Raw genomic sequence first — 21,239 nt, 5'->3', positions numbered from 1 at the left:
GGGGTCAGTCGTCCGAGAGTTCGGCTTCGGTGCCGCCGTCGGCCTCGATCGAGCCCATCCGGAGGTCGACGTCGCCCGTGCCGATCGCGACGGGCTTGCCGACGATGACGTTCTCGATGACGCCGTCGAGGTCGTCCTCCTCGCCGTGGACCGCCGCGTCGAGCAGGTGATTGACCGTGACCTCGAATGCGGCGCGGGCGAGGACGGAGTCCTTCGACCCGGAGATGCCGTGCCGACCGATCGACTCGATCTCGCCGCGGTTCGTCATGATGTCTGCGACGAGCATCAGGTGCCGGACGTTCACGTCGTCGAGACCCTGCTCGCGCAGCGTCTCCATCGTCTCGTTGATGATGGCTTCGCGGGCGGCCTCGACGCCGAGATTGCGGTAGACCTCGTGGATGTTGTTACTCGTCGTCCGCGAGGCGTCGACGCCCTCGATCGAGAGGACGTCGCCGAAGGCCGATCCCTCGGTGTAGAGGACGAACTCCTCGCCCTCCGTGCGTTCGTTGTCTTCCTTGCGGATGACGACGCGGGAGATGTCTTCGAGCCCTTTGAAGACGATGTCGCGGAGCTCCTCGACGAGCTGGAGGAGCCGTCGGTAGCTCGGCTCGTCGGGGCCGAACTCGATGAGCGTCTCCGAGCGGCGCGTGTTGACGCCGAGGGCGTCCTCGATCGTCTCGGCGATCTCCTGGGCGACGGTGTCGACGCTGTCGACGGTCGGCCACCGCTCGGCCAGCGTGTCCTCGTTGAGGTCGACCTGGACGATCATATCGGCGACGTTCGTCGAGATGTCGCCGAGCGCGAGGATCTTCGTCGCCTCCATCTGCCAGACGACCTCGTGGGCGCGCTCGCGGTTCTCGGCGTACTCGTCTTCGAGGTGGACCGTCATCATCGGCGTGTCGGGGGTCTTCCGCGCGTCCACCAACTCGATGAGGCGGGGCAGACCCTGTGTGACGTCGATCTCGGCGACGCCCGCGTAGTGGAACGTGTTCATCGTCATCTGCGTTCCGGGCTCACCGATGGACTGCGCGGAGACGGTCCCGACGGGGTCGTGCGCGTCGACGCGGGAGTCCTCGTAGCGCGAGGAGATGGCCTGTGCGATGTCGTCGGCCTGTTCGAGCGTGACGCCCTCGCGGTCCTCGATCGTTTCGTAAATGCGGTGCTGGAGACTCTCGGGCAGGTTGTAGTCCTGCACGATGGCCTCGATGTCGTCGGTGACGTGTTCGTACTCCTCAGTCATCGGATTCTACCCCCATACCCTGGGCCTTGTCGAGTCCCGGGCCGGCGTACTCGGAGATGTTGGTCGGCCGCTCCTCGCGGCCGAGGAAGCGTTCTTTCTCCTCATCGGAGCTGAACTCCGCGTCGAGGATGCGGTCGGCGACGTTCTCGACGTCGATCGGGTTCTCCTCGGAGGAGGAGACCTTCACGGGCGAGGTGCCGTCCTCGCCGAACTCGAACTGGACGACCGTGCCGGAGGTGTCGCGGACGGTACCGTCGTACTGCGCTTCCAGTTCGGAGAGGGCGTTGATCAGGCGGCGCTGCAGGTACCCGGACTTCGACGTCCGGACTGCGGTGTCGACCAGGCCCTCGCGGCCACCCATCGCGTGGAAGAAGAACTCCCGCGGCGTCAGCCCGCCACGGTAGCTGTTCTCGACGAAGCCGTGTGCCTCCGCCGAGAGGTCGTCCTTCTGGTAGTGGCTGAGGGTCCGGCCCTCGTACCCGCGGTTGATGCGCTCGCCCCGAACGGCCTGCTGTCCGACACAGCCGGCCATCTGCGTGAGGTTCAGCATCGAGCCACGCGCCCCAGATCGGGCCATCACGACCGCCGGGTTGTCGTCGCGGAAGTGGTCTTCTGCGATCTCACCGGCGGAGTCACGGGCCTTCCCGAGCTGCTGCATAATCTTCATCTCGAGGGTCTCATCGACCGTCCGACCCGGCAGCGATTCGAGCTCGCCGGCCTCGTAGATCTCGATGAGTTCCTGGACGCGGTCGTAGGCGTTCTGGATGGCCTCGTCGACCTGCGCGTTGGCCTCGCCGGGGATGGACTCGTCGTCGATCCCGATCGAGAAGCCGAAGTGCATAATCGCGCGCATCGCCAGCGACGCGACCTCGTTGACGAACACGCGAGCGCGCGTCTTCGAGTGGAGCTTCGCCAGCGTGTCGACGACCTCGCCGCCGAACGCGCCGACGGCGTCCTCGTCGATCGTCCCGGAGAGGAGCTGGCCGTCCTCGATCACGACCTCGTCGCCCGCAGACGACGTGAACTCGAGATTCAGATCGTCGGGCAGGAGTTCGCTGAAGAGCTGGCGGCCGGTCCAGTAGGGCTGGCCGGTCTCGTCCTCGCCGGCGGGCTCGGGGAGCGTGTCGATGCTCGTCGCCCGGAGCAGGTCGAGCGCCTGCGTCTCGGTGAACTCCGGATTGCCGTTCGTCAGGAGGTAGGTCCCGGAGATGTGGTCCTGGATCGCGCCGATGATGTTCTCACCGAAGCGCGGGCTGAGAAGCTGTTCCTGCACGCGCATCAGGACGCGCGCCTCCGCACGCGACTCCTCGGTCTGGAGCGCGTGCATATTCATCTCGTCGCCGTCGAAGTCGGCGTTGTACGGCGGGCAGACGACGGTGTTGAGCCGGAACGTCTTGTACGGCATCACGACGACCTCGTGTGCCATAATCGACATCCGGTGCAGCGACGGCTGGCGGTTGAAGATCACGATGTCGCCGTCGATGAGGTGTCGGTTGACCTCCCAGCCGGCGTCGATCTTCTCTGCGAGCTCCTCGCAGTTCTTCTCTGTGACCTTCAGGCGGCGGCCGTCGGGCCGTTTGACGTAGTTGGCCCCCGGGTGGCCCTCGGGGCCGTTGCGGACGTACTGCTTGGCCCGATCGAGGTTCCGCTCGGAGACGTTCATCGTCTGCGTCATCTCGCGAGCGACGCGCTCGGGGACGCCGACCTCGTTCAGCGAGAGCGTCGGGTCCGGCGAGATCACGGTCCGCGCAGAGAAGTTGACGCGCTTCCCGGACAGGGAGCCACGGAAGCGACCTTCCTTTCCCTTCAGGCGCTGACTCAGCGTCTTCAGCGGGCGTCCGGAGCGGTGTCGCGCCGGCGGCGTCCCGCTGATCTCGTTGTCGATGAAGGTCGTGACGTGGTACTGCAGCAGTTCCCAGAGGTCCTCGATAATCAGCTGTGGCGCACCCGCCTCGCGGTTCTCCATGAACCGCTGATTGATGCGGATGATGTCGACGAGCTTGTGCGTCAGGTCGTCCTCGGAGCGCTGCCCGTTATCCAGCGTGATCGACGGGCGAGCGGTGACCGGCGGGACCGGAAGCACGGTGAGGATCATCCACTCGGGCCGCGACCGACTGGGGTCGATCCCGAGCGTCTCGATGTCCTCGTCGGGGATGTCCTCGAACCAGTCGCGGATGTCCGAGGGCATCAGCTTGTTCATGTCCTCCTCGGTGAGGTCGACGTCGAGCGCCTTCTCGATCTTCTTGCGGTCGTCACCGACGGGGCGGAACTCGCCCGAGAGGATGTCGTTGACGCGGCTGACGTCGAGGCCGGACTTCTCAGCCAGTTCGGCGGGTGACATCCCGCTGTCGTCCTCGTCGGGGTCGGGCTGCATCGCCGAGGCGATGCGCTCAGAGTAGTCGCCGGCGAGTACGTCCTGCACCTCGTAGTAGGTGGTCGGCTTCTCGTGTTTGATGTCGTGCTGGGGCGCGCCGCAGTGCGGACAGCGGCTGGCCTTCCGCGCCTGTCGGACGCCCGATTTGAGGACGTCCGTCCAGTCCTCGCCGAGTTCCTCGTTGCGCTGCAGCGCGTCGGTGAACTCCTCTTGCTCGTCGGCCGTCAGCGAGAGGCGACCGCACTCGCGGCAGGTCGAGCGGAGCAGGCGGCGGATGAGCTTCGTGAAGCCGACGTGGATGACGGGCGCGGCCAGTTCGATGTGGCCGAAGTGGCCGTTACACGATCCCGAGTGCGAACCGCAGGTGCGGCACTCGAGCCCCGGGTCGATGACCCCGAGACGGGGGTCCATCAGCCCCATATCGATTGGGTAACCGTCGTCGTCGTACGTGTCCGCGGTGATGATCTTCGTCGCGGACATATCTCGGTACGTCTCCGGGTCCATCAGCCCGAACTGGATGGCACCGATCTCTTTGGGTGTCTGCATTGACATTGTTGGTTAGACTGCGTCTTCGAGGTCGAGTCGCGGTCGGATTCCCAGTGCGATCATCTCGTCGAGGAGGAGCTTGAACGCGTAACTGATCTCGATCTCGTGGATGTCGTCCTCGTCGCCGGTGACGGGGTCGTAGATGCGGCGCTGGCCGCGGTCCTCGACGGCGACCATCCCGGTGTCGGCGGAGATGTACACCGTCTCTTTGTCCGAGGAGTCGAGCAGGCGCTCTTGGAGCACCATCGCGGCCCCGTGGCCGATGACGGTGTCACGCTCCATCTCGCCCAGCCGGAGACCACCCTCGCGGGCGCGCCCCTCAGTGGGCTGGCGGGTGAGCACCTGCACCGGCCCGCGCGAACGGGCGTGCAGCTTGTTGCTCACCATGTGGTAGAGTTTGTGGTAGAAAATCGTCCCGACGAAGATCTCGGCCTCGATCTTCTCGCCGGTGACGCCGGAGTACATTACCTCCTTGCCGGAGGACTTGAAGCCGTGGTCCTCTAAGGCTCCGCGGAGTTCGTCCTCGGACTCGCCCTGGAAGGCGGTCCCGTCGACGCGGCGGCCTTCGAGCGCGCCGACCTTGCCGCCGAGCATCTCCAGCACGTGGCCGACCGTCATCCGCGACGGTAGCGCGTGCGGATTCAACACGAGGTCGGGCACGACGCCCTGTTCCGTGAACGGCATGTCTTCCTGGGGCGCGAGGTGGCCCACGACGCCCTTCTGACCGTGCCGGGACGCGAACTTGTCGCCGAGTTCCGGGATCCGCTGGTCGCGGACGGAGACCTTCGCCAGTTTGGAGCCGTCTTCGCCTTCCATCAGCGTGACGGTGTCGACGACGCCGGATTCGCCCGAGCGCATCGTCACCGAGGTCTCGCGTCGCTTCTGCGGCGAGAGCCCGCCCATATCGTCGGGCTCTTCGAGGAACCGCGGCGGCGACGTTTTCCCGAGGAGCACGGAGTTCTCGTCGACCCGCGTCTCGGGGTTGACGAGGCCGTCCTCGTCGAGGTGCGTGTAGGCGTCTTCACCGCGTGCGCCGCGTACGTCCTGGCTCGGCACCTCGAATCGGTCTTCCTGACCGCCGGGGTAGCGGCGTTCCTCGCCCTCGTAGGTCCGGAAGAAGTGCGAGCGGGCCATCGCGCGGTCGACCGAGCCCTGGTTCATCACGAGTGCGTCCTCGATGTTGAACCCCTCGTAGCTCATCACGGCGACGACGAAGTTCTGCGCCGCCGGCCGCTCGTCGAACCCGATCTGCTCTGTGGTCTGCGTTTTGACCATCGAGAGCTGTGGGTAGTGCAGCAGGTGCTGTCGCGTGTCGGGGCGGATGCGGTAGTTCGCCGCGGGCAGCCCCAGCGACTGCTTCATCATCCCGGCACCCATCGTAATACGCGGCGAGGCGTTGTGCTCGGGGTAGGGGATCATCCCCGCACCGATCCCGAAGATGAGCTGCGGGTCGATCTCGAGGTGGGTGTGGTCCTCGTTGATCTCGTCTTCGTCGACTGCGACGTAGATGTCTTCTTCCTCCTCGGCGTCGATGAACTCGACGTAGCCGCGCTCGACGAGGTCTTCGAACTCCAGTGCGCCGGACTCGACCGCTTCGATCTCCTCGTCACCGAGGAGCGGTTCGCCGTCTTCGACGACGATCAGCGGTCGGCGTGCGCGACCGGCGTCGGCGTTGACGATGACTTCGCGCGTCCGGTCTTTGACCGAGACGTTCACCATCTCGCTGACGTCGCCGCGGCGGCGCGCCTCTCGAATCTGTTCTGCGAGCTGTTCGGGATCGGGATGCGTCCCGACCAGACTACCGTTGACGTAGACTTTCGCCTCTCGTTGTGACTGAGCCATCGTTTTAATCGTCCGCGGGTGTGCCGGCGCCCGGACCCTCGATGCCGGGGATTCCTTCGACGCCCATCGACGCCAGTTCGCGCTTGAGCGACTGTTCGTCCTCGATGTTCTGTGAGAGCTCCATCGCCTGCGCGAAGTTCTTCACCAGACCGCAGTTCGGTCCCTCGGGGGTCTCGGAGGGACAGATGCGACCCCACTGGGTCGCGTGCAGGTCACGCGCCTCGAAGTGCGGCTGACTCCGCGAGAGCGGGCTCCGGAGGCGACGCAGGTGCGACAGGACGCCCATATAGTCCGTCCGGTCGACGAGCTGGGAGACGCCCGAGCGGCCGCCGACCCAGTTCCCCGTCGCGATCGGGTGTTCGAGCCGCTCTGTGAGCACGTCCGAGCGAACCACGGTGTTGACCGTGAGTTCGCGGTTCCGCATATTGGCCCGTTCGAGCTGGTACTTCACGTCGCGTGCGAGCTTGTTCAGCGCCGTCCGGAAGAGGTCCTTCATCAGGTCGCCGGAGACTTTCAGGCGCTTGTTGGCGTAGTGGTCCTTGTCGTCGGATTCGCGGCGGTTGAGCGCGAGCTCGAAGCACGCCTCGGCCATCCGACAGAGGTAGTACGCCTTGTTGATGCGGACGTCTTCGTCGTCGACGCCGTCCTCGTGCAGGTGCGGCAGGAGGTAGCGGTCGATGACGTAGTTGGCCCGCTTCAGCTGGTAGTTCTTGCCCTGGCCGCCGGCGACGCGCTTGCCGAGTTTCTCGATCGCTTCCTGCTCGGTCTGGACTTCCGCTTCCTCCAGGTTTTCGAGCATAAACTTCACGATCTCGGGGTCGTCGGAGACGCGGTGGACGATCTCCTCGTCGGATTCGAGCCCGAGCGCGCGGACGAGCGTCACGAAGTTCACGCTGCCGGAGACAGACGGGAAGGAGACTTCGAGCAGCCCTTCGCGGTTGCGCTCACAGAGGACGAGCGCGCGGTAGCCACGGCGCTGGGAGAACGTCTTTGCGACCTGGATCTCGTCGCCGTACTTGCTGTCGTACTCCGCGAGGATCTTGTTCGGCGCGAGGTCCTCGGAGGTCATCAGAACGCGCTCGGAGCCGTTGACGATGAAGTAGCCGCCGGGATCGACGGGGTCCTCGCCGATCTCGATCAGTTCTTCCTCAGAGAGGCCGGCGATGTTACACTTCGTCGAGCCGACCATAATGGGCATCCGGCCCACCTTGGTCTCGGTGGTGTCGACGACGACTTCCTCTTCTTCTTCGCCGCCGCGGACGATGGACATCTCCATAAACACCGGCGCGGCGTAGGTGATGTTCCGGAGGCGGGCTTCCTGCGGGAAGAGCAGTTCCTCGGAGCCGTCGGCCTCGCGGACACGCGGGGTCTCGACGCGGACGTCACCGAGTTCGACGAAGACGGGCTCTTCGCCCTCCTTGTCGCCGATGTCGGTTTCGATTCGTTCCTTCTCCGTGACGACGTCCTGCATCCCCCGCTCGAGGAAGTTGTTGAACGAGCGGAAGTGGTGTTCTGCGAGCCGTTCCTCCGAGAAGTACTCACGCGAGACGACGCGTCGGTCCTGTCGATTCATTCGATCACCAGTCGGTAGGAGACCGCTTTGTCTGTAGTTCGAGAGTCGCGGACGATCTTGACGACGTCGCCGATCTCGGCGTCATCCGGGAGCGCCGGGTCCTTCCGTTTGATCTTCGGAAGATCGGCGCGTTCGACGTCGTACTGCGTCAACATCGACTCGATCTCCTCCTCATCGATGAGCGTGTGCTCTGGGACGAGTTCGTGTTGGCTTACGTCTACCATGTCTGGGTGTGATGGGTGGTGGTTGGGGAAGAAGTTCTCACGGGATACTACAGCCCGGTTCGTCTGGGAACCATTTAACCCTTGCCAACTCCGGATCAGAGAAGCACGGCTCACCGCCACGAGTACCCTCAGCACCCGTGTTGCATTGACACACGAGGGTGTCAAATAAATGTGTTCCGGCGATCGGTACCGCCCGTCGGATCCGGCCGCGAGTTTATACCGGATGCCGCGGCCAGCGCCCGTATGACGTAGCGTCAGCCCCGCGTCGGGCAGCGGTCGTTCGGCACGTCGACGCGGGACCGCAGCAGTGCCGACTGTTCGCCCTCACGTACCAGTGCAGGAGTGGTATACTGTCGGATAGAACGATGTGAAAACCATCGGCACCCCGTGGGTGCCAATATGATTCACAAACTTCTGTCCGACAGTATATCTGTGGCCGCGAGCGCGCCGCTATTCGACGACGAGACTCGTCCGTTCGTCGACGGCGTCAGCCTCTTCGAAGTCGCCGCCACCGAGGAGGCCGCGAGCGGCGCGTTTTCCCCACTCGACGGCGGGCTGGGTGAACGTCGAGACCGCCGCGAGTTCACCGTAGAGCACGCACGCCGCTTCCATCTCGTAGAGCAGCGCACCGAGCGATCGCTCGTCGACGGCGTCGATCTCGACACGGACTGCCGGGACGCCCGACGCCGCGAGGCTCGCCTCGGTCGCTTCGAACTCGGCGTCGAGGAGGTCGCCGAGCGAGGATCCGCCGAGGTACGAGAGCCCGTCGAGATCCGTCTTCGGGATGTCGCGGTCGGGCCGCTCGCGCGGGCGAACGAGCGTCACGAGTTTGTCTCGCGGGCCGGCGCGGTACAGTTGGAGCTGTGAGTGCTGGTCGGTCGCGCCGAGTGCGCGGGCCGGAGTCTGACCCAGCCCGTCCTTGCCGAGACTCTCGGCCCAGAGCTGTGCGAACCACTCGGCGAACGTCTCTAAGCGCTCGGCGTACGGCATCATCGCGTTCGTCACCGCGCCGCGCTGTGCGAGCGCGTACGTCGTCGCGCCGTAGGCGTACGCGGGCGTGTCGAAAAGCGATCCCGAGAGCCCGTCCGCGGCGTCGGCCGCACCAGCGCGGATCGCGTCGAGATCGTGGCCCTGGATCGCCGCGACGGCGAGCCCGACCGTCGAGAGCGCCGAGAAGCGGCCGGGGACACCGTCCGGAACCGCGAGCGACGGGAGATCGTGTTGGTCCGCGAGCGAGCGGAGGTTCCCCGACTCGCCCGTCGTAACGAACGTGCGCTCGGTCCAGTCGACACCGGCGTCGGTCATCGCCTCGCGGACGACGAGGAAGTTCGCGAGCGTCTCGGCCGTCGTCCCCGAGCGCGAAACGACGTTCACGACCGTCCGATCGAGGGAAAGCGAGTCGAGCAGCCGCGAGACGTGCTCGGGGTCGACGTTGTCCAAGAAGTACGCGTCGGGATCCTCGGGACCGGCGAGGGCGTCCGCGAACGTCGCTGCGCCGAGTGCACTCCCGCCGATCCCGACCGTGAGCACCGCCTCGGTGTCGTCGAAGGGGTCGACCGCTGTTCTGATGGCGTCGAGATCGACCGTCGATGGAAGATTCAACGCTTCGTAGCCGTGCTCGTGGTCGTCGCGACCGGCTTCGATCCGCTCGTGAGCCGTCGCCACCTGTTCGTCGAGTCGCTCCAGCGACGCCCGGGAGACGCCGGGCGTCGCGTCGAGAGTACTGCCGAGGTCGACGTGCATACGTCTCCAACGACCGCCCCCGACGAAAAAGCGGTCGATCCCTCGAAGCGGCGGTCACTCGGTGCAGTCGGCGAGGCGGCTCGGCGGGACCGGTTCGTTCAAACCGCTCCGAGTCCAATCGAGAGCCGATGGCATCCGGTTACGACGGCGTCTTCGGGGCGTTCCCCTACGCGTTCCGTTCGAGCGAGTCGCGTCTGTTCAAACTCTACGTCGTCGCGAGCGCACTCGCCGTCGGCCTCATCGCGTTGCTCGTGGGCATCGCTCTCGTCGTGCTGATCGGTGAAACCGCCGCTGTTCAGGGTGGATCGCTCACGCTCTCGCGGTCGTTCTACGCCGTCATCGGCCTGCTGGTCATCCTCCCGGCTGTCGCGCCGGTCCTGCTCGTCGCCCGACGACGGCGCAAGAACGTCGATTCGTCCGGTCGCCACGAGGCTGCGCTTGCGGTGGCCGGCTTCTGCTTCCTGCTCTCGCTGTATCTCGGCCTCGTCGCGTCGATGCCGGAGACGTTCGTCATCGACGGCGAGACGGTGACGCGGCCAGCGCCGAGCGGTCTTTTCGCGCCGGTGATCGTGGGCCTGTACGCGATTCCGGCCGCGCTCTCGTGGGTCGTGCCGCTCGCGGGTGCAGGGCTCGTCGCCGCCGCGCACCGGCTCTTCGGGTGACGAAACCCGCAAGTGCGCCGGGCGTCTACCCAGTGGCAATGACAGACGCCGATCAGGCTGGGGAGACAGACCGAATCGAGGGGACGTTCCTCGTGACTGCGGCCGAAGACGCTTCGGCCGTGCTCAAGAACGTCGAAACCGGGCAGGTACACACGCTCTCGTCGAATCCGGGCGTCGAGTGCGACGACGTCGTCGAGGGCGTCGTCGCCCCCGATCCGCCGATGAACGTCTCCTATCAGCTCATCGAAACGACGTCGAGGCGGTCGCTATCGGTCGAACGGAGCGACGAACCGCCGACCACACACTCGAAAGAGCTCGCTGCGTCGCAGGACGTCGGCGACCTCACGCGGGAGCCGCGGGCCGGCAAGGGCGAGATCCACGTGATAACTGTTCCCGAGGATGACACCGGAACAGCCGCCGACGACGTCCTCGAAGACGAAGAGCAGTTGCTCTCGCGGGCGGCGCGCCTCGACGTCAATCGGGTGGAAGTTCGGTCGTCGCCCGGCGTGCTCTCGGTGCGGTATATGCCGTAGCGACGGTGTTGCGGGCCTGTGCGTGCGTCGCCCCGCGTAGGCGATCATAAGAAGGCTTATTCGGCGGGGCTCTCCACCGGCATCTATGGTCGAGTTTACGGTACCGGAGGTCGACTACACCCGGTACACGAACCGCCAGTTGGCGGCGATCCCGCTCGCTGTCCTGGTGGTCGCACTCCTCATCATCGCGGGCTGGTACGTGATGACTGGTTCTCCGGTGAACCAGGGTATCGCGTTCACAGGGGGTACCGAAGTCCAAGTCGCTATCGACGGGCCGCAGTCGGCGGCCGAAGAACAGATCAGACAGGCGTTCTCGGCCGAGCCCGAGACCATCCGTTCGGTCCCGGCGCAGAACGTCTACGTCATCACCTTCCAATCGGAGGCGGGCTCGGTAGGCGCAGCCGAGTTAGAACGCCAGGCGCAAGATGCGGGGCTGGACGTCCGGTCCGTCTCGTCGGTGTCTGCGAGCTTCGGCTCTAATACGCAGGTCCTCGCGCTCGGCGGACTCGGCGTCGCTTTCCTCGGAATGAGCGTGCTCGTCTTCGCGATGTTCCGCGTGTTCGTGCCCTCTATCGCAGTCGTCATCTCCGCGTTCTCGGACATCGTCATTCCACTGGCGCTGATGAACGTCCTCGGGATCGAACTCTCGCTCGGGACCGTCGCGGCGCTCCTGATGCTCATCGGGTACTCCGTCGACTCCGACATCCTGCTGAACAACCACATCCTCCGCCGTTCGGGTGACTTCTACGAGTCGACCTACCGGGCGATGCGGACCGGTGTGACGATGACGCTGACGTCGATCACAGCGATGCTCGTGATGACGATCACGGCGACGCTGTTCGGCATTCAGCTGCTAGCAGCCATCGGGACGGTACTCGTCTTCGGACTCGCCGCGGACCTGATGAACACGTACCTGCTGAACCTGAGTCTCCTTCGCTGGTACAAATTCGAGGGGGTGGCCCGCTGATGGTCGACGTACGCGAGAACTGGCGCGTCGCCCTCCTCGTCGTGTTCATCCTGATCGCCGGATTCGCGCTCCTCTCGCCGACGCTCGCAGCGGACGACGGGACCGCCGGATCCGACGTCGCGGCCACGAGTAGCGTGACGAACCTTCAGTACGGCCTCGAGCTCTCCGGCGGGACGCGTGTGCGGGCGCCGCTCGTCGGCGTCACCGCCGAGGACGTCTCGTTCGGCACAGACAGCACCCGGGCGGTCGAACAGGCCGTGGCTGACGAACTCGAAAACGCCGGCCCCGCCGACGTCATCGCCCGCACGGGCGTGCCGGCCGGACAGCAGTCGAGTGCGCAGGCGCAGTCGGAGACGACGACGACCGTCGAGGTGACTGCCGAGAACGTCACTACCGACGAACTGACAGCTGCACTCGATGCGACCGGCTACGCGACCGAAGAGACGGAGGTTCGCGGCGGTGTCACCGACGCGACCCGGCAGGAAGTCGTCCGCATCCTCCAGAACAAGATCAACGAGGCGGGGCTCTCGGGCGGGACCGTCCAGCAAGTCACGACCGCCCAGGGCGAGAACTACGTGCTCGTCGAGGTTCCGAACCAGGACGCCTCGTCGGTCCGCGAACTCGTCAGCGAGCGCGGGACAGTCGTGATCGAAGCGTACTACCCCACCGGAAACGGGAGCTACGCCCGCGACGTCGTGCTGCAGCAAGAGGACTTCCAGAGCATCGGTACCGCACAGGAGGGTCGGACCGGCGGCGCGTACGTCCCCGTGACGGTCTCCGAATCGGTCGCCCCAGAGTTCCAGCAGTCGATGGTCGACACCGGCCTCGCCCAGCAGGGCGGGACGCGGTGTGTCTACCAGCAGGACCGGAATAACACCGAACCGTGTCTCCTCCTCGTCGTCAACGGTGAGGTGACGAACGCCTTCGGGATGAGTCCGGGGCTCGCAGACAGCCTCCGTAGTGGCGCGTGGGAACAGGACCCCGTCTTCCAACTGCAGACGACGAACGTCTCGGAGGCGCAGGACGTCGCGATCAACCTCCGCGCCGGTGCGCTCCCGGCACAGCTGGACTTCTCCCAGGACAGCGGTGGGACGGTCTCGTACATCTCACCGAGCCAGGGGGCTGACTTCCGCATCAACTCGCTCATTACCGGAATCATCGCGGTGCTCGCCGTCAGCGGCGTGGTCTTCGTCCGCTACAGCGACGTGCGCGTCGCCGCGCCGATGGTCGTGACCGCGCTCTCGGAGGTCGTGATCCTGCTCGGGTTCGCCGCAGGGATCGGCTACCCGCTCGATCTCTCGGTCATCGCCGGGTTCATCGCCGTCATCGGGACCGGGGTCGACGACCTCATCATCATCGCCGACGAGGTGATGGCCGAAGGCGAGATCAACTCCCGCCGCGTCTTCCAGTCGCGCTTCCGCAAGGCGTTCTGGGTGATCGGCGCGGCGGCGGCGACGACGATCATCGCGATGTCGCCGCTGGCGATCCTCTCGCTCGGCGACCTCCAGGGCTTCGCCATCTTCACCATCCTCGGCGTCCTCGTCGGGGTTCTCATCACCCGCCCGGCGTACGGCGACATCCTGCGGTCGCTGACGACGATCGATCGCTGAACGCTATCGGCCGGCGACGAAGCCGCCTTCTCGCAGTTTCGATCCACTGTTTCACGCGTCGTCAGTCACACGCGCCGTCCGCGTTTCGAAACCGCTTCACCCTGTCGCACCCTCGTTCGTGAGGCAGTCGAGTCTCACCCTACAAGAATAGGCGACTGTTTAAATACGAAACCGGGACAACCGAAGACTGCAGCAGGCGACGACCGACGCCGCGTACATCGGATCAACGACCACGACGACACCTCCACGATGGCAACCGACTCACACCTCCCTGACGTCGACGCCGCGGACGCTGAGCACGACGACCCCGCTGACGGCGCCGAGACGGCCTGGCGGATCCGAGCGTACGTCGCCCGCATCGAGGCCTACGACGACGCGCCTGACGAGTGTACGATCTATCCTGAGGACGCCGACGCCGACGAACTGCCGACGACCTGGGTCTCCGCCGAATCGGGGTCGTACGTCTCACTCGAAGCGATGCGGTAGCTCTGGATCAAATACGCCCGCCGCCGGTCAGAACTCCGAGAGCCCCGACTGCTCCGCAGCGGCAAGCACGTCGGCGGACGTCGACCACGACGCCCGTGCGCAGTCGGGCAGTTCGCCCGTTTCCGCGACGAAGTCACGCAAGAAGGCCCGCGTCGTCTGGTCGCTCGGATAGCCGCTTCCGATCGGCCCGTAGTCGGCGTACGCTGCGTCGAGGGCCTCGATCGCCGCGTCGCGACGGACTTTCGCGACGACGGAAGCGGCCGCGACGATCGGGTACTCGGCGTCGGCACCGTGTTCTGCCTGTACGTCGACAGTCGGTCCAGCCGGTTCGGCCGCGACGCCCTCACGGACCCGACGCGCGAACCGCGACTCGCTGACGTCGCCGGCGTCGGTGGTGACGGCGTCGCCGTCGCGAGCGACGGCAGCGATCGCTTCGGCGTGTGCGTCGACCGTCAGCGAGTTCATATCAGTCTCGGGGTCGTCGATGCGGTCGGTCGAGACGATGGCGACGCCGACAGCGACGTCCTTGCGGGCGCGAAGCGTCTCGGCGATCTCCTCTCTCGTCGCCGGCGAGAGTCGTTTCGAGTCGTCGACCTCGTCGGGGATCCCGTCGGGCGGCGCGCGCACGGCCGCGGCGACCATCGGTCCGAGAACGGGGCCTTTGCCGGCCTCGTCGCTGCCGATCGCGGCCGCGTCGCCGCCGGGAGTCTGACCTGCGGGCGGCATCGCTCAGCCGTCCGCGGCGTCGTCACCGTCGCCGGACGCCTCGGCCTCCGGTTCGCCGGTGTCGACCTCCTCGTCGCCCGCGGTCTCCTCGCGGAAGTACGCCTCGTCCTCGAACGCCTCGTCCTCGCCGTAGACGCCGACGACGTCGAGCGCGGTCACCTCGGCGTCGACGCCGAGCAGACCCGCGAGGCTGGGATTCGTCCGGCCCTCGTCGCCGGAGACGAGTTCCTTGATGTAGAGGCCGCCCGCGCCGTGGATCTCGACCGTCGCGTGGGTGTCGTCGTCGAGTTCGCCACTCGTCTCGTAGACCTCGCGCGTCCGGGTCAGGCTCGCCCGGCGGTGGTCCACGCGGTGGGGCGTGTACTGCTCGATCGTCGCACCTTCGAGTTCCTCGAGTGCGGCCGCCAGGTCGTCGGCGTCGACCGCATCGCCGAATTCCACCTCGGCGCGGTAGCGCTTGGACGCGTCCAGGCCCTTGACCCGCTCGACCATCTCGTAGTCGGCCAGTCGGAGGCCCTCGACCTCGACGCGACCCTCTGCGAAGGCGTTGATGTCGCCCTCCAGTCGGTCGGTGTCGACGTGGCGACGACGGGGTTCCATCACCTCGATGACGAACGGCCGGCCGGTGCCGAGCATCCGCGCGTCGACGTCCTCGCGGCCAGCGCCGTGGAACTTCGCGTCGGTGCCGTCCATCACGTCGCGGACGACTGGCGCCGTGAGGCCCTCGACGCTGTCCTGATAGAGGTAGCCCGTGCCGTCGCACTTCTCGCAGGGCTGTTTGCCGACGTAGCCGGAACCGTCGCAGGCGTTACACGGCCACTCGGTCTGGGGGATGTCGCGTTCGAGTTTTCGGTAGCGGCCGTAGACGAACGCCGAGTGGACGTCGACCTCGACGCGGTCGGCTTCCAGATCCAGCGTAAACTGCACGTCCGGCCGCCCGAAGTCGACCGCCGTGCCGGTGAGTCGGCCCACGCGCTTGCCCACTTCGCGGTTGAACTCCGATTTGAACAGTTCGCCCGAGTCCTCCTCGAGACCAGCGCCCTCGCGGAAGAGCAGTTCGTTCTCCTCAACGAGCGGCGGCGTCCGCGTGCCGACCTGATAGGTGTCGAACTCGACGTCCTCGACGGCGGCCGCACAGCGCTCGGCCCACTCGTCGAACTCGCCACACAGGCCTTCACACACCCAGCAGTCGGCGGTGTCGACCGATTCGTAGGGTTCGTCGTCGTCGAGCGCGGCGGCGATACGGAGGCTCGACCCCCGTTCGTCGTTCGTCAGCCCGTGGCTCCGATCGGCGAAGACCCGGCCCAGGCAGGCGTCACAGACCGGTTCCTGCGCATCGAGGGCGCGGGCGTCGGCGAGAATGCTCATAGACGTAGAAAAGGCGGCTATCGCTTCTGTCTTGTCCTTTCGGCGCTGGGACGGTGGTCCCGATGACGGCCCGACAGTTTCGGGCTCGTCAGACAGCATTCGGACTCCTCAGACGACGCCTGCAACGCCCGCGACGCGTAACAGCCACCAGACGGTGACAGCCGCGCCCGCCCCCACCGCGAGCACAGCGACGAAGACGGCGGTCCCGAGCGCGACCACGACTCGTCGGTCGCGCGTCTCGCCGCGGGGATCGACCAGTCGCGCTTCGAGCAGGCGGACGTTCCGGTCGTTCGCCCGCCAGAGCACGTCGAAGGCGTCGCCGACGAGCGGGACCGAGCCGAAAACGGCGTCGACGAGGAGGTACAGACACATCCGCGCGAGCGTCGCTCGGGGAGCACCGAGCGCCGCCGCCTCCGCAACCACGTACGCCGAAGCGGCCGTCGCCGGTGCGTCGCCGACGACCGGAAGAAGCCCCAAGAGGGGGTCGAGACCGACCTTGAGGTTCGTGCCGGGGATTTCGATCGCGCTGTCGAGCAGACGGCTGAGTCGGCGCAGCCGCGCGAGTCGGTCGGCGGTTGCAGGGTCGACATCGCTCTCGATGCCGGCCGCGGGACTGACGATCTCGGCGTCAGCGGCGGATGAGCGGTTCGACGATTCCACAACGAGACGATGACCGGCGACGGGCATCGTTGTTTCGGCGCCGAGGGTTACAGAACGGGAAAGGTAGGCCGAATCCGCTGTCCTTAGGACCGCTCGGAAGAGAGGGAAAGTGAATGGAAGCCGCGATCGAGATACGCGACCTGCGAAAATCCTACGGCGACGTACAGGCGCTCGACGGCGTCGACCTCACCGTCCCAGAGGGGTCGTTCTTCGGGCTGCTCGGACCGAACGGCGCGGGCAAGACGACGTTCATCAACATCCTCGTCGGCCTCGTCCGCAAGACGGGCGGCGAGGCGCGCGTGTTCGGCCACGGCGTCGAAGACGACTACCGCGAGGCGCGCGATCACATCGGGCTCGCGCCTCAGGAGTTCAACGTCGATCGCTTCTTCCCGATCCGGGAAGTGCTCGAACACAAAGCCGGCTATCACGGCGTGCCACCCGGGGAAGCCGGCGACCGCGCCGACGAAGTCCTGAAGCGCGTCGGCATCTACGACAAACGCGACACGCGCTTCGATTGGCTCTCGGGCGGGATGAAGCGTCGGTTTATGCTCGCGCGAGCGCTCATCACCGATCCCGATCTGCTCATCCTCGACGAGCCGACCGCCGGCGTCGACGTCCAACTCCGCCACGAGCTCTGGGAGACGATCGTCGACCTGAACCAGCAGGGGACGACGATCCTGCTCACGACGCACTACATCGAGGAGGCCGAACGGCTCTGTGACGAGGTCGCCATCCTCGACTCCGGACGCGTCGTCGACGTCGCCAGCCCCGAGGAACTGATGGACCGCGGGACCGACGACATCGCCGTGGAACTGCGGCACGCACCGACTGCCGTCCCCGACTTCACGGCGGTCGACGAGCGGGTCGAGAGCGTCGACCTCGACGGCACGCGACTCGTCGTCACCGCACACCAAGGCGGGCTCGTCGCACCGGAGGTCGTCCGGTGTCTCGACGAGCAGGGCCACGAGATCGTCGACTTGGAGATCCAGCGGACGTCGCTCGAAGAGGTCTTCGTCGAGATGACCAGACAAGGCGAGGGCCGCGCGACCGCGGAGGTGTCGCAATGAGCATCGACACGACGGGGTTCGTCTCGCTGCTGCGCCGCGAAGTCCTCCGGTTCGTCCGCCGCCCGCGGAACACCTTCGTCCCCCCGTTCATCACCAACGTGCTGTACTTCTCGGTGTTCGGCGTCATCCTCGGCGAACGCATCGATCAGATCGCCGGTGTCCCGTACATTCTCTTTATTCTCCCCGGCCTGGTCGTCCTCGGTGCGATCTCGAACGCCTTCGAGAACGCCTCGTTCACGATCTTCCACGGCCGCTGGAACCGCTACATCGAGGAGGTGTTGACCTCGCCGCTCTCGTATCGGACGATGGTCAGCGCGTACGTGCTGGCCGCGGCGATCCGGGGTGCGATCGTCGGCGTGCTCATCGCCCTCATCGGTGCGTTCTTCACCTCCGTCGGGGTGGCACGTCCGCTGTATCTCGTCGCGTTCGCGGTCGTCATTACACTGCTTTTCGCCGGGTTCGGCGTCGCCGGCGGCCTCTGGGCCGACGACTTCGACGACCTGACGATGCTGAATCAGTTCATTCTGCGGCCGCTCGTCTTCTTCGGCGGTGTCTTCTACTCGCTGAACGAGTTGCCGGCGACGGTCCAGCAGGTGTCGCTTCTGAATCCGATGATCTATATGGTCAACGGCGTGCGGTTCGGCTTCCTCGGCGTCAGCGAAGTCGACCCGAACGCGTCGCTCGCCGTGCTCGGCACGCTCACCCTCGGCGTCATCGTGGCCGACATCGCGCTCTTCCGGCGCGGCTACGGCCTGACCGACTGATACTGCCAGCTGTGACTGGTGTGAGATATCGCAGCATTTGCAACTGATTGCGCACCCGACCGAACGCAGTCGCGATCACGTGCGTGAAGACGTGCAAATGCGACGGTCGTTGTGGCCTCGGCTCGGGTCTCGCTGTTCGCCACGGATCAGAGCCCCTTTGTCGTCGAGGGCAGCCCACAGTATGGGTATGCTAGCGACGACAGCCGATTACCGGTAGTCGCCCGTTTCACGTGGGTGAAATCTGACTTTTCGTTTCAAGAATCGCTTTACGGAGCCTCGGATATGGTTCCCACGCAGTATGAATAGAGATTCATCCGCGGCGTCGGCGAAGGCGTTATTCGTCGTCGCCGTCGTCGCGGCCGTCCTGGTGAGTTCGGTACTCGCCCCCGTTGCCTACGATTATACGACGTCCACGCAGTCTGAGGGAACGGTGTCGGTGATTACGGTCTCCGGCACCATCTCCGCCTCGACGGTGGACGGCATTTCTGAAGACCTCCGAAATGCACGGACGAACGATTCCATCGAAGCGGTCGTTCTCAAGGTCGATAGCGGTGGCGGCTATGTCGCTCCCAGCGAGCGACTGTACCTCGAAGTGTTACGAACAGCAGAACAGATGCCCGTGGTCGCCTCGGTGCAGGGCGTCGGCGCATCCGGCGCGTACTACGGGATGCTCCCGGCCGACGAGATCTTCGTCCTCTCCTCGACAGAGGTCGGTAGTGTCGGTGTGGTCAGTTCCGGCGGCAGCGTCCCCCTCCCCGAGTCGGTCATCCGGACCGGCCCCGACAAGGCACAACCGACGGCCGACGAGCGTCGACAGACCGTCGAATCGCTCAAACGACAGTTCGTCGGGCGCGTGATGCAACACCGCGGCGACAACATCACGCTCTCCCGCGAGGAGGTCGCCTACGCGAAGACCTACCTCGGACCGAGAGCCGTAGAGAACGGCTACGCCGACCAGATCGGCGCGTTGCCGACGGCGATCGACCACGCGGCCGAGATGGCCGGACTAGAGAACTACGACGTGACGAGACAGGAGCCTCCGCAGTCGCTGGGGCTGGTCCTGCTGACCTCACAAACGGACAACGGAACGATGATCTACAAACGGAGTGCGCAGACGAACGGACTCGTCCCCGTTACGCGGCCGTTGATGGTGGACGAAATCGCCCCCTACAATCCGGAGGTGAACGCCAATGGAAGCGCGTGACCTCACCGGACCCGCAGTCGCGTTCGTCGTCGTCGTCGCGCTCATTGTCGGTGGCGCAGCGGTGCTTCCGATCTTCTCGGGCGGCGACACCCCGGAAGTGTCGAACCTCGCGCAACAGCAGGCCGACCTCGACGCGGCCCGCGTGGCCGCCGCCGACGAGACCGGTGAGATCACGATGGACAGCGACGCCACCGGAAAGACGGTTCTCGTCGACAAGGCACACGGAAACGAGTTCTCCGACGAAAAGCTCTCGACGCTCGTGAACACGCTCGTCGAGAACGGCCACGAAGTCCGGTTCGTGACTCAAGAGCAGGCCCGCGGCTCCGCGTGGAACGAATCGCTCCGGAGCGCGGACGCACTGCTGGTCGCGAACCCGACGCAGGCGTACACACCCGAACAGCTCGCCGGCGTCCGCGCGTTCAACGACGCGGGCGGCCGCGTCCTGTTGCTCTCGGACCCCGCGTCTTCGTCCGGGTCCATACTCAGCATCCTCGGACTCGGAGTCGGGCCCCAGCAACCATCGAGCGGCGGTCCCGGCCTGAGTTCGACGTTCGGCGTCGCCGGACACTCGGGGTACCTGTTCAATATGCACGAGTACCAGCACAACTTCAAGAGCATCTACGCGACCGCCGGAAGCGGATCGCTCTCGCAGGACGTCGATCGCGTCGTGTTCCGCGGGTCGGTCGCCGTCTCGACTGACAGCGGAGAGCGCGCGCTGACGGCGATCGAGCAGACGAAGCTCTCGACGACCCGCCGCGCCGACACGTACGCCGTCGCGGTGCAGTCCGGTGACGTGGCAATGGTCGGGGACACCGACTTTCTCGCACCGACCGACGCGTACACCGCCGACAACGAAGCGTTCATCGGCAACCTGGCCGACTTCCTCGTGAGCGGACAGAAGACGGGCAACGCGCCGACACCGCCGTCGACGGGGTCGGAGAACGGCACAGGACCGACGCTGCCGATGCCGACACTCTGAGGCGGGCCCGCGGACCCGGTTTTTCAGAACGGACGACTCTTGGTGTTCGAGCGGGGAGAACGCCTATGCGACAGTTTCTGATCGTCGGACACGACGCGCCGACGACGCCCGGGTTCTCGCTCGACGACCTCGCCGGCGGCGCGGGACGGCTCGACGTCCTCTGTCGCTGCGTCAACAGCGCGTTCTTCCTCTCACACTCGATCCGCGACGACGTGCGAGTGCACCTGGTGCTCGGCGACGAGTTCACCGTGCGGTTCGAGGGGAGCGACCTGCACCGCCTCAATCCCGACGAGCGGAGCACCGCGGCGCTGATTCGCACGGCGCTGGAGCACCGCGAGGACGCGATCGGGCATATGCCCGCCGAGAGCACGCCGGGCGTCTCGATCCGGCAGATGGGCTTCGAGGCGACGCTCGAAGACGTCGCCGGCGACGCAACGGTCGTCGAGCTCCACGAGGACGGCGACCCCGTCGCCGACGTCGAACCGCCGACCAATCCGCTGTTCATACTCTCGGATCACCACGATTTCACCGAGCGCGAGGCGTCGCTACTGGCCGATGCGGCCGACGAGTGCGTCCGCCTCGGTCCCGAGGTGCTCCACGCCGACCACGCGATCACCGTCGCGCACAACTATCTCGACACCGACGGCTACACCACGTACTGACGGGATGGA

Annotated in this window: 19 protein-coding genes; 10 read left to right on the top strand and 9 right to left on the bottom strand. The window is 66.0% G+C overall.

The window, feature by feature from the left end; translation table 11 throughout:
• Positions 1–4: 4 nt before the first annotated feature.
• The 6 genes from rpoA2 to RBH22_RS15900 form a co-directional block, all read right to left on the bottom strand.
• Positions 5–1,240, bottom strand: a complete 1,236-nt coding sequence (gene rpoA2, locus RBH22_RS15925) for a DNA-directed RNA polymerase subunit A'' (protein ID WP_121568530.1) — start codon at positions 1,238–1,240, stop codon at positions 5–7.
• Positions 1,233–4,160, bottom strand: coding sequence for a DNA-directed RNA polymerase subunit A' (locus RBH22_RS15920; protein WP_256546657.1), 2,928 nt, complete (start codon positions 4,158–4,160; stop codon positions 1,233–1,235). Before RBH22_RS15920 ends, rpoA2 begins: the two co-directional genes overlap by 8 nt.
• 12 nt (positions 4,161–4,172) lie before the next feature.
• On the bottom strand, positions 4,173–6,002 hold the full coding sequence (gene rpoB, locus RBH22_RS15915) for a DNA-directed RNA polymerase subunit B (RefSeq protein ID WP_121568532.1): 1,830 nt from the start codon (positions 6,000–6,002) through the stop codon (positions 4,173–4,175).
• Between the two features lie 4 nt (positions 6,003–6,006).
• Positions 6,007–7,575 (bottom strand): DNA-directed RNA polymerase subunit B'', encoded by a 1,569-nt coding sequence (locus RBH22_RS15910; RefSeq protein WP_121568533.1) that lies wholly within the window; start codon positions 7,573–7,575, stop codon positions 6,007–6,009.
• Complete coding sequence (locus tag RBH22_RS15905; protein ID WP_121568534.1) at positions 7,572–7,799, bottom strand: DNA-directed RNA polymerase subunit H; 228 nt, start codon at positions 7,797–7,799, stop codon at positions 7,572–7,574. Before RBH22_RS15905 ends, RBH22_RS15910 begins: the two co-directional genes overlap by 4 nt.
• Before the next feature lie 450 nt (positions 7,800–8,249).
• Entirely contained in the window at positions 8,250–9,542 is a 1,293-nt protein-coding gene (locus RBH22_RS15900) for a glucose-6-phosphate isomerase (RefSeq protein ID WP_306678168.1), read from the bottom strand.
• Positions 9,543–9,670: 128 nt separating this feature from the next.
• Here RBH22_RS15900 and RBH22_RS15895 point away from each other — a divergent pair, with 128 nt between their 5' ends.
• The 5 genes from RBH22_RS15895 to RBH22_RS15875 all read left to right on the top strand — a co-directional run bounded on the left by RBH22_RS15895 (position 9,671) and on the right by RBH22_RS15875 (position 13,800).
• A complete protein-coding gene (locus RBH22_RS15895) occupies positions 9,671–10,204 on the top strand; it encodes a hypothetical protein (protein ID WP_306678167.1) in 534 nt (177 codons plus the stop codon).
• A 38-nt stretch (positions 10,205–10,242) separates the two neighbouring features.
• On the top strand, positions 10,243–10,737 hold the full coding sequence (locus RBH22_RS15890) for a DUF5812 family protein (protein ID WP_256288767.1): 495 nt from the start codon (positions 10,243–10,245) through the stop codon (positions 10,735–10,737).
• A gap of 85 nt (positions 10,738–10,822) precedes the next feature.
• Complete coding sequence (gene secF / locus RBH22_RS15885; protein WP_306678166.1) at positions 10,823–11,704, top strand: protein translocase subunit SecF; 882 nt, start codon at positions 10,823–10,825, stop codon at positions 11,702–11,704.
• Positions 11,704–13,314, top strand: coding sequence for a preprotein translocase subunit SecD (locus RBH22_RS15880; protein WP_306678165.1), 1,611 nt, complete (start codon positions 11,704–11,706; stop codon positions 13,312–13,314). Before secF ends, RBH22_RS15880 begins: the two co-directional genes overlap by 1 nt.
• A gap of 249 nt (positions 13,315–13,563) precedes the next feature.
• The gene (locus tag RBH22_RS15875; protein WP_306678164.1) at positions 13,564–13,800 is read left to right on the top strand and encodes a hypothetical protein; all 237 of its coding nucleotides are present in this window, start codon (positions 13,564–13,566) and stop codon (positions 13,798–13,800) included.
• Between the two features lie 27 nt (positions 13,801–13,827).
• Here the strand turns inward: RBH22_RS15875 and rnhB are convergent, their stop codons facing one another.
• The 3 genes from rnhB to RBH22_RS15860 form a co-directional block, all read right to left on the bottom strand.
• Positions 13,828–14,526, bottom strand: coding sequence for a ribonuclease HII (gene rnhB / locus RBH22_RS15870; protein WP_306678163.1), 699 nt, complete (start codon positions 14,524–14,526; stop codon positions 13,828–13,830).
• 3 nt (positions 14,527–14,529) lie between these two features.
• Positions 14,530–15,894, bottom strand: coding sequence for a tRNA pseudouridine(54/55) synthase Pus10 (locus RBH22_RS15865; protein ID WP_306678162.1), 1,365 nt, complete (start codon positions 15,892–15,894; stop codon positions 14,530–14,532).
• Positions 15,895–16,002: 108 nt separating this feature from the next.
• Positions 16,003–16,554 (bottom strand): DUF4112 domain-containing protein, encoded by a 552-nt coding sequence (locus RBH22_RS15860; RefSeq protein ID WP_256545948.1) that lies wholly within the window; start codon positions 16,552–16,554, stop codon positions 16,003–16,005.
• Positions 16,555–16,667: 113 nt separating this feature from the next.
• On the opposite strand from RBH22_RS15860, the gene RBH22_RS15855 reads away from it, so the two are divergent.
• From RBH22_RS15855 to trmY, 5 genes are all read left to right on the top strand, one after another.
• Entirely contained in the window at positions 16,668–17,621 is a 954-nt protein-coding gene (locus RBH22_RS15855; protein ID WP_256288761.1) for an ABC transporter ATP-binding protein, read from the top strand.
• Entirely contained in the window at positions 17,618–18,385 is a 768-nt protein-coding gene (locus RBH22_RS15850) for an ABC transporter permease (protein WP_121568545.1), read from the top strand. Before RBH22_RS15855 ends, RBH22_RS15850 begins: the two co-directional genes overlap by 4 nt.
• Before the next feature lie 298 nt (positions 18,386–18,683).
• Positions 18,684–19,589: a S49 family peptidase gene (locus RBH22_RS15845; protein WP_256545950.1), complete on the top strand. Its 906-nt coding sequence runs from the start codon at positions 18,684–18,686 to the stop codon at positions 19,587–19,589.
• On the top strand, positions 19,576–20,568 hold the full coding sequence (locus RBH22_RS15840; protein ID WP_256288758.1) for a GldG family protein: 993 nt from the start codon (positions 19,576–19,578) through the stop codon (positions 20,566–20,568). Before RBH22_RS15845 ends, RBH22_RS15840 begins: the two co-directional genes overlap by 14 nt.
• Before the next feature lie 65 nt (positions 20,569–20,633).
• Complete coding sequence (gene trmY, locus RBH22_RS15835; protein WP_306678161.1) at positions 20,634–21,230, top strand: tRNA (pseudouridine(54)-N(1))-methyltransferase TrmY; 597 nt, start codon at positions 20,634–20,636, stop codon at positions 21,228–21,230.
• Positions 21,231–21,239: the final 9 nt, after the last annotated feature.

Origin of the sequence: Halobellus sp. H-GB7 (genome assembly GCF_030848585.1) — an archaeon.
GTDB lineage: Archaea > Halobacteriota > Halobacteria > Halobacteriales > Haloferacaceae > Haloquadratum > Haloquadratum inordinatus.
This window is presented reverse-complemented; position numbering and strand designations above follow the sequence as displayed.